Genomic DNA, 15,823 nt, shown 5'->3' on the forward strand with positions numbered 1-15,823 from the left:
CCAAATCCGTAAATTGTGGTATGCCCGAATCGGGCAGGAATAAGGATACTAGAATGAGTCAGATTACGACACAGCCCGATGACATAGGCGCGGTTGATCCCAACCTTCCGCCCGATCCTTCGCGCCGCACCTGGGTCGCCACCGCCTGTGCGTTAGGTGGTGTCGCTGGTGTGGCCACCGCTGTTCCTTTCGTCAGCTCCTTTGCTCCGTCCGACAAGGCCAAGGCCGCCGGCGCGCCCGTGGAAGTGGACATCTCCAGCATCGCCCCCGGCGAAATGCGCACTGTGGAATGGCGCGGCAAGCCCGTCTGGATCCTGCATCGCACGAAAGAGCAGCTGGACGCCCTGCCCAAGCTGGACAACCAGCTGGCCGACCCCAATTCGGGCCGCCCCGGCTTCGCGCCCGCCTACGCCAAGAACGAGTACCGTTCGCGTCGTCCTGAAATCTTTATCTGTATCGGTATCTGCACCCACCTGGGCTGCTCGCCAACGCCCCACCTGGCCGCCGGCGCCGGCGCCGGCCTGCCTGGCGGCTGGGAAGGCGGCTTCCTGTGCCCCTGCCACGGTTCGACCTTCGACCTGGCCGGCCGCGTCTACAGCAACAAGCCCGCGCCCGACAACCTCGAAATCCCGCCCTACCAGTTCTCGGCCGACGGCACGATGGTCACGATCGGCGTGGACGAAGACAACAAGGCCTAAGGCGGCTGTAACCCAATACGTATTCATTAAAAGATAATGGAGCCGTTTCATGGCTGGCGAGAAAACCCTCGAAACGACAGGACTCTTGGGATGGATTGACAGGCGTTTCCCCCTGACATCCCTGTACAAGGAGCACATGTCGGAATACTACGCTCCGAAGAACTTCAACTTCTGGTACTTCTTCGGTTCCCTGGCACTGCTGGTGCTGGTCATCCAAATCGTGACCGGGATCTTCCTGGTCATGAACTACAAGCCCGACGCCAAGCTGGCGTTCGAATCCGTCGAATACATCATGCGCGAAGTGCCCGGCGGCTGGATCATCCGCTACATGCACTCCACCGGCGCCTCCATGTTCTTCGTGGTGGTGTACCTGCACATGCTGCGCGGCCTGTTCTACGGCTCCTACCGCAAGCCCCGCGAACTGGTCTGGATCTTCGGCGTGGCCATCTTCCTGTGCCTGATGGGCGAAGCCTTCATGGGCTACCTGCTGCCCTGGGGCCAGATGTCCTACTGGGGCGCCCAGGTGATCGTGAACCTGTTCTCGGCCATCCCCTTCATCGGTCCTGCCCTGGCCATCCTCATCCGCGGCGACTACGTGGTGTCCGACGCCACCCTGAACCGCTTCTTCGCCCTGCACGTGATCGCCATTCCCCTGGTCCTGCTGGGCCTGGTCGTGGCCCACCTGATCGCCCTGCACGAAGTGGGTTCCAACAACCCCGACGGCGTGGAAATCAAGAAAGGCCCCAAGGACGCCCAAGGTCGCCCCCTGGACGGCATCCCCTTCCACCCCTACTACACCGTGCACGACATCCTGGGCGTGGCCGGCTTCCTGATCGTGTTCGCCGCGATCCTGTTCTTCGCGCCTGAAATGGGCGGCTACTTCCTGGAGTTCAACAACTTCACCCCGGCCGACGCCCTGAAGACGCCTCCGCACATCGCCCCGGTCTGGTACTTCACGCCGTTCTACTCGATGCTGCGCGCCACCACCGCCGACTTCACCTGGATCCTGGCCGGCGCCTCGGTCATCGCCGCCATCGCGCTGTTCGTCAAGGGCAAGCTGCCCGGCATCTGGCGCGTGGCCGTTCCCGCCATCCTGATCGCCATCGCCGTGCTGTTCCGCATCATCGACGCCAAGTTCTGGGGCGTGGTGGCCATGGGCGGCGCGGTCGTGATCCTGTTCTTCCTGCCCTGGCTGGACGCCTCGCCCGTCAAGTCGATCCGCTATCGTCCCACCTGGCACAAAGTGCTGTACGCGATTTTCATCGTCAACTTCCTGATCCTGGGTTACCTGGGCACGCAAGCACCTAACGATCTGTTCAACCTGCTGAGCCAGATCGGCACCGTGATCTACCTGGCCTTCTTCCTGCTGATGCCGGTCTGGAGCCGCCTGGGTACGTTCAAGCCCGAACCTGATCGCGTGACCTTCCGCCCTCACTAGGCCCACAACACGTAACGGAATGACCATGATTAAAAAACTGCTTGGCGCTCTGGCCTTGTCCCTGACCTGCACGGTGGCTGTCGCCGCCGAGGGCGGCTATGCTCTGGAGCGCGCTCCCAACCGCATCAACGACATGGCTGCGCTGCAAAATGGCGCAAAACTGTTCGTCAACTACTGTCTGAACTGCCACAGCGCCAACTCCATGCGCTACAACAAGCTCACGGAAATCGGCCTGTCCGACGAAGACATCAAGAAGAACCTGCTGTTCACCTCGGACAAGGTGGGCGACCTCATGAAGATCGCCATGACGCCGGAAATGGGCAAGAAGTGGTTCGGCGCCGCGCCGCCGGACCTGTCCGTGATCGCCCGCGCCAAATCCGCCAACCTGGGCCCCACCGGCACGGACTACATCTACACCTACCTGCGCACGTTCTACCGCGACGCTTCCCGCCCCACCGGCTGGGACAACCTGGTCTTCCCCAGCGTGGGCATGCCCCACGCCCTGTGGGAGCGCCAGGGCGGCGTGACGCTGCACCGCACGACCGTGGCCGAGGAAGCCAAGGACGACGGCAGCAAGCAGTGGGTCAAGACCACCGCCACCTACGATCCCTTCGGTTTCTCCACGGTCACCAAGGAACCGCTGGCCAACTACACCGGCCATGCCACGGACTCCGTCAAGCTGGAGCCCGTCAACGCCAAGCAGGCCGCCAAGTTCGATAGCGACGTGGCCGACCTGGCCAACTTCATGGGCTGGATGGCCGAACCCGCCCAGCTGGTGCGCAAGAAGATCGGCGTGGGCGTGATGCTGTTCCTGCTGCTGTTCTTCGCCGTCGCCTGGCGCCTGAACAGCGTGTTCTGGAAAGACATCAAGTAACACGCTATGCTAGTCGGGCTGGCCGCCAGGCCTGCCCGGCTTCCCGTTTGCCAAGGCCCAGCCGCGCGGCCTTGTTTCTTGAGCCGTGAGGCTCTTGTTTTTATTTCTACGACTGGAATCCCATACCATGATGGTGCTCTACTCTGGAACGACCTGCCCTTTCTCGCAACGCTGCCGTTTCGTGTTGTTTGAAAAAGGCATGGATTTCGAGATCCGCGACATCGACTTGTACAACAAGCCTGAAGATATCGCCGTCATGAACCCCTACGGACAGGTGCCCATCCTGGTCGAACGCGACCTGATCCTGTACGAATCGAACATCATCAACGAATACATCGACGAGCGCTTCCCCCATCCGCAGCTGATGCCTGCGGACCCCACCATGCGCGCCCGCACCCGCCTGTTCCTGTACAACTTCGAAAAGGAACTGTTCGTGCACGTGGCCGCCCTGGAAGACCGCCGCAACACCGACCCCAAGGCCCAGGACCTGGCCCGCCAGCAGATCCGCAACCACCTGGCGCAACTGGCCCCCATCCTGCTCAAGAACAAGTACATGCTGGGTGAAGAATTCTCCATGCTCGACGTGGCCATCGCCCCCCTGCTCTGGCGCCTGGACCACTATGGCATCGAACTGCCCAAGAGCGCCGCGCCCGTGCAGAAGTATGCCGAGCGCGTATTCTCGCGTCCCGCCTATATCGAGGCGCTGACGCCCTCCGAAAAAGTCATGCGTCGCTGATCCCATCATGCAAGAAACCTCGACCAAGCCCTACCTGCTGCGCGCCCTGCACGAATGGTGCACCGACAACGGCTACACGCCGCACATCGTCGTCACCGTGGACGCCAATACCGTGGTCCCGCGCGGGCACATCCAGGACGGCCAGATCACCCTGAACATCGGGCACCTGGCCACCAACCGCCTGGTCATGGGCAACGACTACATCGAATTCCAGACCCGCTTTGGCGGCGTCACGGAAGACATCTTCGTACCCGTTGCCGCCGTGTCGGCCATCTACGCCCGCGAGACGGGCGCCGGCATGGGCTTTGACGTGGTGGAGTCCGAGCCCTACCCAGGCGGCGATACGCCCGACGCCGCCTCCGAAAAGGCCGACGATGCACCCGCCCCCGCCAAGGATGGCGACGGCAGCAAGGTTTCGCACCTGAAGATCGTCAAGTAAGCACGCACGACGCACACGCAACAAGGGCCCCGCATGGGGCCCTTGTGCTTTTCGTTCCTCGCAGAAGTCCCTCTCGACGCCGCACCGCATTGGTTCTGCCTGACCTCACCGATCACTGCAAAGCTCACGCAAAGACGCATGGTCAATGTTGATATTGACCGTTATTTAAGAGCACTTACCTTAACGCACTCACTATTAAAAAAAAATTGATTTGCTTAAATAAAAGCACAACTCCATAATGGGGCATGCCTGAATCTTCCCCCACCCTTCGGCTAGGTCACTTTGTCGAAGCCCCTGTTGCGGGCGAGCTCGTGCGCGCCTTTGTACCGCCGCCGCTGCCTCCGCAACCGCCCATCGATGTACTGGCCCTGCTGGAACGACTAAGCTTAGCGGAACGCGCACTGGGACGTCTGGACGGCATCACGATGCTGCTCCCGCGCCAGTAACTGTTCCTCTATATGTATGTCAGGAAAGAAGCAGTCCTCTCATCCCAGATCGAAGGTACGCAATCAACTCTTTCGGATTTGCTCCGTTTCGAAACCGAAGCGCAAGCGGGCCAGCCAATCGACGACATTCGTGAAGTATCAAACTACGTCGATGCGATGATGTATGGTTTGGAACGACTGAAAGAGTTGCCCCTGTCCTTGCGCCTGATTCGCGAAATGCACGCGCGACTGCTTCAAAGTGGGCGCGGCGGCACGAAAAACCCCGGCGAATTTCGACGTTCACAGAACTGGATAGGCGGGTCGCGCCCGGGCAATGCGCTTTTCGTACCACCGCCGCCCGCCGAGATGGCCTCTTGTCTTGATGCTCTTGAACGCTTCATGCATGAAGACCAGTCGCGGCTACCGGCACTGGTTAAGGCAGGTCTGCTGCACGTCCAGTTCGAAACCATTCATCCGTTCTTGGACGGTAACGGCAGGATCGGCCGCCTGCTGGTCACCCTTTATCTGTGCGTCAACGGAGTGCTGCGCAAACCGTTGCTCTACCTGAGTCTTTATCTCAAAACTCATCGCACGGACTATTACCGCCTGCTTCAAGAAGTGCGCGAGCACGGCGCATGGGAAGCCTGGCTCGACTTTTATCTCGCCGGCGTCGCAGATACGGCCAATCAGGCGTTCGACGCCGCCACCCGGATCGTCGATCTATTCAAGGAAGACCGCGAACGGATCACCGCGCAAAGTGACCGACCTGGCTCAGCCCTACGCGTCCATGATCTGTTTCAACAGCACCCCTATTTAACAGCCAGTCAACTCGTCCAACAAACAGGCCTTTCGACTCCGACGGTCAATGCAGCGCTCTCTGACCTGGAACGGCTCGGCATTATCAAAGAAATCACCGGGCGCAAACGGGGCCGCGTCTTCAGCTATCCGCAATACCTCGCCATTTTGAGCGGAGGCACCGCCCCCCTTCCCGCAGCGATCTGACGACAATAGCGGATTTATCTGAGCGCTCCCGGCACGCGTCCAGCCGGACATCAAAGCAGGCCATATCGATACAAAATGCCGTTACAGGCGCCCACGAAGGCCACGCACTGACTGGGGCTGAACTTCCTCAAGTCTGCACCGCCTCGGCCTGGTTGCGACGCCGTGCGGCGGCCACGCGCCATTCCAGCAGGCTCTTGAGCATCACCGACACAATGGCGAAGGTCGCCAGCAGGGCGGCGGCCGTGAAGGCGGCAGCGGCCTTGTTGTCGTTGTTGAGCTGGTCCACCAGCAGGGACAAGGTCAGGGTCTGGTTCATGATGGTGCCGGACACCACCGACACCGCGCCGAACTCGCCGATGGCGCGCGCATTGGTGAGCACCACGCCGTACATCAGCGCCCACTTGATGTCGGGCAGGGTGACATGCCAGAAGATCTGCCATCCATTGGCGCCCAGGCTGAGCGCCGCGGCTTCCGCATCCGAACCCTGGGCGTGCGTGACCGGGATCAGGATGCGCGCCACATAGGGCGTGGTGACGAAGATCGTGACCATGACGATGCCCGGCCAGGCGAACATCAACTGAATGTCGTGACCGCTGACCCATTGACCCAGGGACGTCTCCACCCCATAGACCACCAAGTAGCACAGGCCGGCCACCACGGGCGAGACCGCATAGGGAAGGTCCACCAGCGTGCTCAGCAGGCGCCGCCCGCGAAACTGGTAATGCGTCAGGCACCAGGCCAGCAGAATGCCGAAGACCATGTTCAGCGGCACCGTCACCACCGCCACGAACAGCGTCAGCCCGATGGCGTGCAGCATGAAGTCTTCCCGCAGGTTGGACCACAAGGCCGGCAGCCCGTCGCCCAGGGCCTTGGAAAAGATCAGCAGCAGCGGCACCACCAGCAGGCCCAGCACCAGCACGATGCCCACGGCCAGGATCAGGCGATCCGCCAGACTCTTGGGTGCTTTTCTCATGCGCGCCTCCGTTGCCAGCCCAGCAGGCGGTTCTGCACCAGCTGCAAAGTGAAGAGCAGCAGCAGGGACGCCAGCAGGATCACCGAAGCAATGGCCGCCGCCGCCGGATAGTTGAATTCCTGCAGGCGCACGAAGATCATCAGCGAGGACACTTCGGTTTTATAGGGAATGTTGCCGGCGATCATGATGACCGCGCCGAACTCGCCCAGGCTGCGTATGAAGGCCTGGGACGCGCCGGTCACCATGGCCGGGATCAGGGGCGGGAACACCACCTTGTAGAAGGTCTGCCAGCCCGTCGCCCCCAGGGTCTGGGCGACTTCCTCGTATTCATCGCCCAGCTCCTCGATCACCGGCTGCACGATGCGCACCACGAAAGGCAGGCTGGTGAAGGTCATGGCGACCACGATGCCGGGATACTGGTAGGCGATCCTCCAGCCTTCGGGCAGGAATTGGCCGAACCAGCCGCCGGGCACGAACAGGGTCGCCAGGGTCAGGCCGGCCACCGAGGTCGGCAGGGCGAACGGCAGGTCCACCAATGCGTCGATCAGCCGGCGCCCCGGAAAGTCGAAGCGGGTGATGATCCAGGCGATGATGAAGCCCACCACGCTGGCGATCACCGTGGAATAAAAGGCCGCACTGATGGTGACCTGGTAGCTGCTGAGCACGCGCTTGTCGGTGACGGCGCGCCAGTAGTCGGCCATGCTCATGTCGCTGACATACATGAACAGCGCCGAGAGCGGCAGCAGGACGATGATGGACAGGTACAGGACGCTGAAGCCGAAGCTCAGGCCAAAACCTGGAATGACGGGGCGGCGCAGGAAAAAGACGGGTTTGACCGCAGGCGCCGCCAGGGGCGCTGCGGTCGGGTCCACGAGGGAACGGGTCATCGGTTATTTCGCGAGCAATTGGTCCAGAATGCCGTTGGCTGCGAAATGCTGGCTCTGGATGTCTTTCCAGCTACCCAGCACGTCCGTGGGGTTGATCAGCTTGACCGGCGCGTATTTGGATTCGAATTCCTTCGCCACGGCAGGATCAGTCACCCGATAGTTGAAACCTGCCAGCAGACGCTGGATTTCAGGAGTGTACTGGAACTTCAGGTATTCCGTCGCTTCTTTACGCGTGCCCTTTTGGTCCACGACCTTGTCCACCACGGCGACCGGGAACTCGGCCAGCACGCTGACGGGCGGCACCACGATTTCCAGCTCGCTGCCCTTGAACTCGTCGCTGCCGGCGATATTGATGACTTCGGATTCAAAAGTCAGCAGCACGTCGCCCTGGCCATTCTGTGCGAAGGCCACCGTCGCGCCGCGGCCGCCTGTGGGAAAACTCTCCACATTGCCCAGCACCTTGCGCACGAAATCCTTGATCTTGGCTTGGTCGCCACCGAACTTCTCGTTGGCGTAGAGCCAGGAAGCCAGGTAGGTGTAGCGGGCATTGCCGGACGTCTTGGGGTTGGGGAACACCAGCTTCACATCGTCGCGCACCAGGTCATCCCAGGACTTGATGTTCTTGGGGTTGCCCTTACGCACCAGGAAGGCGATGGTGCTGTAGTACGGCGAGCTGTTGTTGGGGAACTTGCTGGCCCAGTCCTTGGCCACGGCGCCGCGCTCGGCCAGGAACTCGATGTCCGTCACCTGGTTGAAGGTCACCGTGTCCACCTTCTTGCCCTGGATGATGTCCTGGGCCTGGCGGGACGTGCCGGCGAATGACTGGTCGATCTTGATGTCCTGGCCGGTGGCAGCTTTCCAGTGCTCCACGAACTTGGGATTGATGGCGGCGAAGGTCTCGCGGGCCACGTCGAAGGAAGCGTTGAGCAAGGTGACCTGCGCACTGGCCACGCCGCCCAGCAGCGAAGACAAGAGCAGAGCGGAACCGACCACGGACTTCAAGTTCATGCTTTTCCCCTGGGAGCCCGATGCGGGCCCGTAGCATCACAACGTGTTCTGCGGCCCGGCGTATATAACCAAAGCCTTGATGGATTTCATTATGAGTAGGGGATAACGCATTTAAAACGAACTTTTCATCATTCCTTTATAACCAGAAAGCATGATCCGTCCGGAACCTCCTCTTGAAAAGGCGCCCCCGCCGTCCACGGCCTGATTGCCTGTTCACGCAGAAGCCCGTTATAATCCCCAGTTCGCCGGCTTAGCTCAGTTGGTAGAGCAGCGCACTTGTAATGCGAAGGTCGAGGGTTCAACTCCTTTAGCCGGCACCAACAGTTTCAAGCACATACGCCAACCCTTTGGGTTGGCGTTTTGCTTTTTGGTCGTTGCGCCTCCGTTTCCCTAGAGCGCCCCTTCCTTACCTTGAAACGATCAGCAGAACCATCACATCGATCTGCAAGTGCCTGACGATGCACTCCAAGCACTCAACGCTGATGTTGATCACGCACCATTCAAGCTGCGGCATGCAAATACGATGACAGTTCGCCATCCCAGCCACTTCAGGCCCATGCCCCGCCCAGCAATCTCTTGTTACCTGCGGACGAAAATGTACGCCAGTCCGGAATTTTTGAATCTAAGCTGGGAATTGAGCGCTGCATGTACCCAGGAGGGCTTATGCCATTCGTATTCGTCCACGGCGTCAACAGTCGCAGGGATGCGGACTATGGCCGCGAGGAGCAGGTTCGGGCGGCGTTTCTCAGGGAGATCGTCGCTCCCGCCGCCGGGATCGATGCCCGGCATCCCATCTACGCGCCGTACTGGGGTGATGACGGGGTCAGGTTCTGGCATGACCTGGCGGTGATTCCCAAAGGCAGCGAGATGGAGCCTCTGACAGCGAACGATCAGGAGCCGCCTCCATCGCTGGGCCTCGCCATGGCGAATGGCACGGTGCAGGCTGGCGACACCCTGGATGCGGTAGCGCGGCGCAGTCCCGACACCGCCGTCGATCTGCTGTTCGATGCCGTCATCCAGCAAGCCCGATCCCAGGCCGACATCCTCGCTGTGGCCAGGGCCTATCGCCTGGCGCAGAACCGCCTGGCCGACACCGCAGAACCATGGTCGGCGCAGACCACCATGGATGGCGTGCTGGAACAGGTACTCGCTGTGGTCATTCCAATGCAGGCCGCCGGTGGAGAGGAAGCATTCCATGACGCGGGCTTGAGGGGCATGCTCGAAGAGGGAGCGAAGCGCCTGATACTGCTTGGCCCGGACCAGATATCCCATGCCTTCGTGCTGCCCTTGCGGCGCCCTCTGACGCGCAAGGCCGCCACCCTCATGGGCGACACCTTCCGCTATCTGGCCGAGCGCGGCGACGGCGCCACCCCCGGCCCCATCGCCGCGACGATCCTCCAGTCGCTGCGGCAGGCCCATGACCTGGCCCGCTCGAGCAGGGAGCCGCTGGTGGTCATCTGCCACAGTTTCGGCGCCGAAATCGTCTACGACATCCTCACCCACTACGCCGAAGGCTCGGACCTGGAGGTCGATGCCTGGGTGACCGTGGGGGCTCAGGTCGGACTGTTCGAAGAAATGTCGCTGCTATGGACCAGTCCCGGGCGCACAGACCGCAATGAAACCCCGCACGAGGCCATCGCCTCGCCCAAGCGCGCGAAGCGCTGGCTGAACATCCTGGACACCAATGACTTGCTGGGCTTTCTGGTCCTGCCGACCTTCACCGGAACCTCAGCCGGCGCAGTGCAAGACTTCAAGTACGACACCGGCCGTTGCTTCAGCGGCGCGCATTCCGGGTATTGCAAATGGCCAAGCTTCTACAAGCGATTGGCGCAGCGTATCGGCGAGACCATGTGAACAGGAATGATTACGTTAAGATCGCAATAACGGGATCACCCAGCAAGATAAGCATTTACCCCGTTCGGCCTAACACCGGCCGCCACTCGCGAGGCAGGGTCGAGAAGCTGATTCCGAGCAATCAAAAAAAAACAAAAACATCCGCCTTACAACTCCGTCGCCAGGCCGGGCATGAGGCTCTTTATACTGCTATAAGCCTCGCTAATTAATGAGAACCTGAGTTTGTCAGGATAATCTTGGACTTGCGAGACAGGCTGCGCCCAAGGGGTCGCTGGACGCAGCGTCATCCACTCCAAGGAGGCTCTATGGCGACACTTCACATCAATGGTCGGGACTGGGAGGTCGACGTTCCCGACGACATGCCGCTGCTCTGGGTGCTGCGCGACGAGCTGGGCCTGACCGGCACCAAGTTCGGCTGTGGCGCAGCCTTGTGCGGCGCCTGTACGGTGCACATGGACGGCGCCCCCGTCCGCGCCTGCGTCACCCCCGTCGCGGCAGCGGCCGGACGCACCATCTTCACCATCGAAGCTCTGGATACGGACCGGGTGGGCAGAGTGCTGCAGCAAGCCTGGCTCGAGCACAGCGTCGCCCAGTGCGGCTATTGCCAGGCGGGACAGATCATGGCGGCCGCCAGCCTGCTTCAGGCCACGGCAACGCCCACCGACCAGCAGATCGACGAAGCGATGAGCGGGAATATCTGCCGTTGCGGCACCTATCCGCGCATCCGCGCCGCCATCACCGACGCGGCAGGCCGCCTGGCGCAAGGAGAACGCTCATGACCGCGGCCGCCCTGCTCTCCCGGCGCCGGTTCCTGCAAGGCTCCCTGGGCGCACTGACACTAGCCGTGACGGCCAGAGGACGGGTCTCGGCCTGTTGGGCCGCCGACGCCCCGGCGCAGAAGTTCGGAGCGGACTCCATGCCCGGCGGCACCGTGGATGATCCGCTGATCTTCGTCTCCATTGCCGCGGACGGTCTCGTCACCATCGTGGCTCACCGAGCGGAAATGGGCACCGGCGTGCGCACCAGCCTGCCCATGGTGGTCGCCGACGAAATGCAGGCCCGCTGGGACCGCGTGAAAGTCATCCAGGCCCCGGCTGACGAAGCCCGATATGGCAACCAGAACGTGGACGGCTCACGCAGCATGCGGCACTTCCTGATGCCGATGCGCAGGGTGGGCGCCGCCGCCCGCCAGATGCTCGAATCGGCCGCCGCGGCGCGATGGGCGGTGCCTGTGGCCGAGGTCAGGGCCGAGCACCATGAAGTCGTGCATGGCCCCACGGGCCGCCGCCTTGGCTTTGGCGAACTGGCTGCCGAGGCGGCCCGCTTGCCAGTGCCTGCGGCCGATGCCCTCCGGCTGAAAGAGCCCGCGGACTTTCGCTATATCGGCAAAGGCCAGATCCGGCCGGTCGACCTCGAGGCCATCGGCAAAGGCCGGGCGCTCTACGGCATGGACATGCGCCTGCCGGGCATGGTCTACGCCGTGGTGGCGCGCCCCCCCGTGGTGGGCGGCAAGCTGCGCCATGTTAATTCGACCCAGGCTCTGGCGGTGCCCGGCGTGCTCAACGTCGTAAAAATTCCCGCGTTCGAGGGCGCGCCCGGCTTCCAGCCCCTGGGCGGCGTGGCCGTCGTGGCGCGCAACACCTGGGCGGCCCTGCAGGGGCGCTCGGCGCTGGACCTGGAATGGGAAGACGGCCCCAACGGCAGCTATGACTCCGCTGCTTATCGGCAGGGGCTGGAAGCCGCGGCCCGCGCGCCGGGCAAGGCGATGCGCGTACAAGGCGATGTTGCCCGGGAATGGAAGAAAGCGTCCGATGACCGGCGCCTGAGCGCCGATTATTATGTGCCGCACCTGGCCCATGCATCGATGGAGCCGCCCGCGGCCACGGTCCGGATCCAGGGCGGGAAGGCCGAGGTCTGGACCTCGATCCAGAACCCGGCTGCCGCGCAGGACGCCGTGTCGGCGCGCCTGAAGCTCAAGCCCGAAGACGTCAAGGTCAACGTCCTGCTTCTGGGCGGCGGGTTCGGCCGCAAGTCCATGCCCGACTTCGTGGATGAAGCCGCCATCGTGGCCCAGGCCATGCCCGAAGGCACTCCGGTGAAACTGGTCTGGACCCGCGAGGACGACATCCATCACGATTATCTGCACACCGTGTCCGTGGAGCGTCTGGAAGCCGTCATCGACGGCGACGGCCAGGTCCGCTCCTGGCTGCACCGCAGCGCCGCGCCCACCATCGCGTCCCTGTTCGATCAGAACGCACAAGGACAGCAACTGTTCGAATCGGCCATGTCGGCCATCAACATGCCCTACCAGATCCCCAATGTGCGCGTGGAGACCGCCGCCGTGCCGGCGCATGCGCGCATAGGCTGGTTCCGCTCGGTGGCCAACATCCCGCATGCCTTCGCCGCGCAGTGCTTCATCGCCGAACTGGCGCACCACGCGGGCAAGGATCACAAGCAGTTTGCGCTCGAGCTGATCGGGCCGGCGCGCAGGATCGATCCGGGCTCCTTGGCCGACACCTGGAACTACAGCGAATCGCCGCAACGCTACCCCTATGACACCGGCCGCCTGCGAGCCGTGATCGAGGCCGCCTGCCAGGGCGCCGACTGGGGACGGAAGCTGCCCGAAGGGCATGGATTGGGGCTGGCCTTCTGCTACAGCTTCATGAGCTACACGGCCACGGTGATCGAGGTCGCCGTCAACGAGCACGGCAAGGTACAGGTGGTGGCCGTGGACATGGCCCTGGACTGCGGCCCGCAGATCAATCCCGAGCGTATCCGCGCGCAGATGGAGGGCGGAGCCGTCATGGGCCTGAGTCTGGCGCTGACTGGCGAGATCACCTTCGAGAAAGGCCGGGTGGTGCAAAGCAACTTCCACGATTATGAAGTGTTGCGCCATGGGCAGTCTCCCCGCGTGATACGGACCCACCTGGTCAACGACGATCACAGCCTGCCGCCCGGCGGCGTGGGCGAACCGCCGGTGCCGCCCGTGGCCCCTGCCCTGTGCAATGCGGTCTTCGCCGCGACCGGCAAGCGCGTGCGCAGCCTGCCCATCCGCATGCTTGCCTGACGCCCCTCAGGTCCGGCACGCCTTGGACTGCGGGCCGGCCCCATCCCGCATTATTCCTTCATTTGCACCGTCGTTTCCAGCCGCACGCGATCGAAGTCCGAAATCAGCACATCGATGCGCACCTGCCAGTCCGGCTGATAGGGCAATTGCAGATTCTGCACATGCCAAAGGCCTTCGCTGACCCGTTCAGCGGGAAAACTCAGAGGCTCGAGGCCCGCGGCCGGATTGGAGAAGACGACATCCGCTTCCTGGGCGGCCAGGGGTTGTCCTGCGGGATCAGTCAAAGTGATCTGCAGCTCGCCCGGCCCGCTCGCCCCGCCGATGGGGCGGGAACCTGGCGCCGCTGGATCTGGCTCGCGCAGGGCCAGCTCTGCCATGGCGTCCGGGCCATGGACATGGGCCATCACGACAGTTCGCGCCGTTGAGGCGGCCGACGCAGCCAGGGCGCGTGGCGGCGGCGTGAACCGCCAGAGCGCCGCCACCGCCAGGATCATCAGCGCCAGCAGGCATTCGATGCGTATCACGCGCCGCATGGCCAGCCGGGGCGCGATCTCCCGCCGCAGGACGGCGCTTGTCAGCCGGTAGCGGTTGTGCGCCCCCAGCCCCAGCATCAAAGCCACCAGGGCCAGCTTGCCCAGCAGAACCCGCCCGTACGCGCTTTGCCAGAGCGAAGCCATCCCATCCAGCTGCACGCAGATCAGGACGCCGCCGGCCCCGAACAGGACCAGCAGCACCAGCGGAATCCAGCGGGAAAAGCGCTGCAGCAGCCAGAAGTCCGGGCTGTCGCCCAGGCCCGACGCCAGCGGCCACAGGAACCCGACCCACAATGCGACGGCTACGACATGCAGCCATACAGCGGGCATGGACAGCCAGGCGGGCGGCGCGGCGCTGGCGTGTCCCGTGGAGGCAAAGGAAGCGCCCGGCAACACGATGGCCGCCCTGGCCGTGATGCCCTGGCGTAGGGGAGTGCGCCGGCCCGGCGCCAGCGCGGCACATGCCAGGGCGGCCAGGGCCAGCAAGGCCGAGGCTCCAAACGTCGAGGCCGCCACGGCCGCCCATGCCGCTGCGCTGAAAAAGCCCGCAAGCGGCAGGTCCAGGGCGTCGACGCCCCAGAGGCCGGCATTGAACAAGACCATTGTCGCGCCCAGGGACGCGCTCCAGCGCAGCGTGCGCCGCAATTGGCGACGCGATGAAGTCAAGGCCTGGGCAGCGGCCAATCCCGCGCTCAGGAACAAGGTCGCGTAGGCTAGCCAGCGGGCCAGCCAGATCAGCACGTCCCGCCCCCGCTCGCCCTGCCCGGCTTGACTTGCGTCCCTGTCCTGGATCCCGATGGAAAACGTCACCGTGCCGCCGACAGGATGGCCGTCGGCGGACGCTACGCGCCAGCTCAAGGCGTAGGTCCCCTGCATGTCCAGCCTGGGCATGGGCAGCGCCAGGCCATCAGGCAGAACCTGCGCATCGGCAAGCGCCACGCCCTGTCCATCCGGCTGCACCAGCCTCAGCACCAAGGGCGACACTGGCTCGTTGAACCGCAACCGGACCTGCTCCGGGGCCTGCGTCAGCACCGCTCCTGCCTGCGGACTGCTGCTTATCAGCGCCGCGTGGGCGGCCGCCCGCGGCGACCACGCGAGCGCGCCCGCCAAGAAGAACAACGCCATGAACCAGGCGCGCGCCCGATCCGGCAGCCGCCCATGCCGGCATGCCCGGACATCGAAAGTGTTTGTCTGCATCACGCCCCCTTCCATGCGCCTCACGTTGACTGCGCTTCAGCCCTGGTCCGTCTGTCCGACCCGCCAGCCCGAGCAGGCTCAACCTTGCAGTCGGGCCACGGCCGGCGGGGCCTGCGAATCAGCTCAAGGCTTGGGCAGGAGTTTCAGGGCGGGGGCAGGAGAATCCGAATGATCGTCCGCCGGCTTCCGACCTGGCGCAGGCTGGTCTATCCACCGCGTCAGGCCTTGCTCGCACTCCTGCACCACAGGGAAATACAGGGTGGTATCCGGCTTCAAGGCGCTGCTCAGGTAAGCGACGAACACGAACTCGTCATAGTGATCGTCGGGCAGGGACCCGCCGGACCAGACGACCTCCTTCACGCCGGAGCTCACCGGTGCGCCGTAAAGGGTATAGGCACGGGCATAGTCGCCCGTCACCGTCTGGAGCGTCCACCCGGCCTTGGGCTGCGGCTTGACGCCCAGCACGCCATCGGGAATGCGCACGCGCAGCTTGACGGTGGGAGAGCCTTTGCAGCCGTGCGGCACCTTGAACACGGCCTTGTAGCTGCTTTCGACCGGGGCCTGGCGGGTCTCCAGCGACACATGGGCGAACGCGGCGGATGGAACCAGGACCAGGGCCGCCGCCGCGGCGGCCAGACGGCTGGAAATGACATGAATGGACATGGAAGAACCTCGGGATCAGTATCGTTGAA

14 protein-coding genes and 1 tRNA gene are annotated in these 15,823 nt (G+C 63.4%); 10 read left to right on the top strand and 5 right to left on the bottom strand.

All coding sequences use genetic code 11. The features are described 5' to 3' along the window. Positions 1–53 precede the first annotated feature (53 nt). The 6 genes from petA (at position 54) to ACWPWO_RS15435 (ending at position 5,612) form a co-directional block, all read left to right on the top strand. On the top strand, positions 54–698 hold the full coding sequence (gene petA, locus ACWPWO_RS15410; protein ID WP_454007318.1) for a ubiquinol-cytochrome c reductase iron-sulfur subunit: 645 nt from the start codon (positions 54–56) through the stop codon (positions 696–698). 49 nt (positions 699–747) lie between these two features. Further along, positions 748–2,136 carry a cytochrome b gene (locus tag ACWPWO_RS15415; RefSeq protein ID WP_454007319.1) on the top strand — a complete coding sequence of 463 codons (1,389 nt, stop codon included), beginning with the start codon at positions 748–750 and terminating at the stop codon, positions 2,134–2,136. A gap of 19 nt (positions 2,137–2,155) precedes the next feature. Further along, positions 2,156–3,010 (top strand): cytochrome c1, encoded by an 855-nt coding sequence (locus ACWPWO_RS15420; protein ID WP_394062520.1) that lies wholly within the window; start codon positions 2,156–2,158, stop codon positions 3,008–3,010. A gap of 127 nt (positions 3,011–3,137) precedes the next feature. Further along, positions 3,138–3,746, top strand: a complete 609-nt coding sequence (locus ACWPWO_RS15425; RefSeq protein WP_394062521.1) for a glutathione S-transferase N-terminal domain-containing protein — start codon at positions 3,138–3,140, stop codon at positions 3,744–3,746. A 7-nt stretch (positions 3,747–3,753) separates the two neighbouring features. Further along, complete coding sequence (locus ACWPWO_RS15430) at positions 3,754–4,185, top strand: ClpXP protease specificity-enhancing factor (RefSeq protein ID WP_394062522.1); 432 nt, start codon at positions 3,754–3,756, stop codon at positions 4,183–4,185. A gap of 458 nt (positions 4,186–4,643) precedes the next feature. Beyond that, positions 4,644–5,612, top strand: a complete 969-nt coding sequence (locus tag ACWPWO_RS15435) for a Fic family protein (RefSeq protein ID WP_454007320.1) — start codon at positions 4,644–4,646, stop codon at positions 5,610–5,612. Between the two features lie 127 nt (positions 5,613–5,739). Here the strand turns inward: ACWPWO_RS15435 and cysW are convergent, their stop codons facing one another. Genes cysW through cysP form a run of 3 tightly spaced genes read right to left on the bottom strand, consistent with a single transcriptional unit; the run spans position 5,740 to position 8,480 of the window. Continuing rightward, positions 5,740–6,585 carry a sulfate ABC transporter permease subunit CysW gene (gene cysW / locus ACWPWO_RS15440; protein WP_454007321.1) on the bottom strand — a complete coding sequence of 282 codons (846 nt, stop codon included), beginning with the start codon at positions 6,583–6,585 and terminating at the stop codon, positions 5,740–5,742. Further along, complete coding sequence (gene cysT, locus ACWPWO_RS15445; RefSeq protein ID WP_454007322.1) at positions 6,582–7,472, bottom strand: sulfate ABC transporter permease subunit CysT; 891 nt, start codon at positions 7,470–7,472, stop codon at positions 6,582–6,584. Before cysT ends, cysW begins: the two co-directional genes overlap by 4 nt. Positions 7,473–7,475: 3 nt before the next feature. Next, complete coding sequence (gene cysP, locus ACWPWO_RS15450) at positions 7,476–8,480, bottom strand: thiosulfate ABC transporter substrate-binding protein CysP (RefSeq protein WP_454007323.1); 1,005 nt, start codon at positions 8,478–8,480, stop codon at positions 7,476–7,478. A gap of 244 nt (positions 8,481–8,724) precedes the next feature. On the opposite strand from cysP, the gene ACWPWO_RS15455 reads away from it, so the two are divergent. The 4 genes from ACWPWO_RS15455 to ACWPWO_RS15470 all read left to right on the top strand — a co-directional run bounded on the left by ACWPWO_RS15455 (position 8,725) and on the right by ACWPWO_RS15470 (position 13,401). Beyond that, positions 8,725–8,800, top strand: a tRNA-Thr gene (locus ACWPWO_RS15455). 343 nt (positions 8,801–9,143) lie between these two features. After that, positions 9,144–10,334 (top strand): hypothetical protein, encoded by a 1,191-nt coding sequence (locus ACWPWO_RS15460; protein WP_454007324.1) that lies wholly within the window; start codon positions 9,144–9,146, stop codon positions 10,332–10,334. Between the two features lie 305 nt (positions 10,335–10,639). Then, entirely contained in the window at positions 10,640–11,113 is a 474-nt protein-coding gene (locus ACWPWO_RS15465) for a (2Fe-2S)-binding protein (protein WP_454007325.1), read from the top strand. Next, entirely contained in the window at positions 11,110–13,401 is a 2,292-nt protein-coding gene (locus tag ACWPWO_RS15470) for a molybdopterin cofactor-binding domain-containing protein (protein WP_454007326.1), read from the top strand. The genes ACWPWO_RS15465 and ACWPWO_RS15470 overlap by 4 nt, the downstream gene beginning before the upstream one ends. A gap of 50 nt (positions 13,402–13,451) precedes the next feature. On the opposite strand, the gene ACWPWO_RS15475 is transcribed toward ACWPWO_RS15470, so the two are convergent. Beyond that, positions 13,452–15,131, bottom strand: coding sequence for a copper resistance CopC/CopD family protein (locus ACWPWO_RS15475; RefSeq protein WP_454007327.1), 1,680 nt, complete (start codon positions 15,129–15,131; stop codon positions 13,452–13,454). 123 nt (positions 15,132–15,254) lie between these two features. After that, positions 15,255–15,794, bottom strand: coding sequence for a YcnI family copper-binding membrane protein (locus tag ACWPWO_RS15480; RefSeq protein WP_454007328.1), 540 nt, complete (start codon positions 15,792–15,794; stop codon positions 15,255–15,257). Between the last annotated feature and the right edge of the window lie 29 nt (positions 15,795–15,823).

The organism is Alcaligenes sp. Marseille-Q7550 (genome assembly GCF_965112015.1).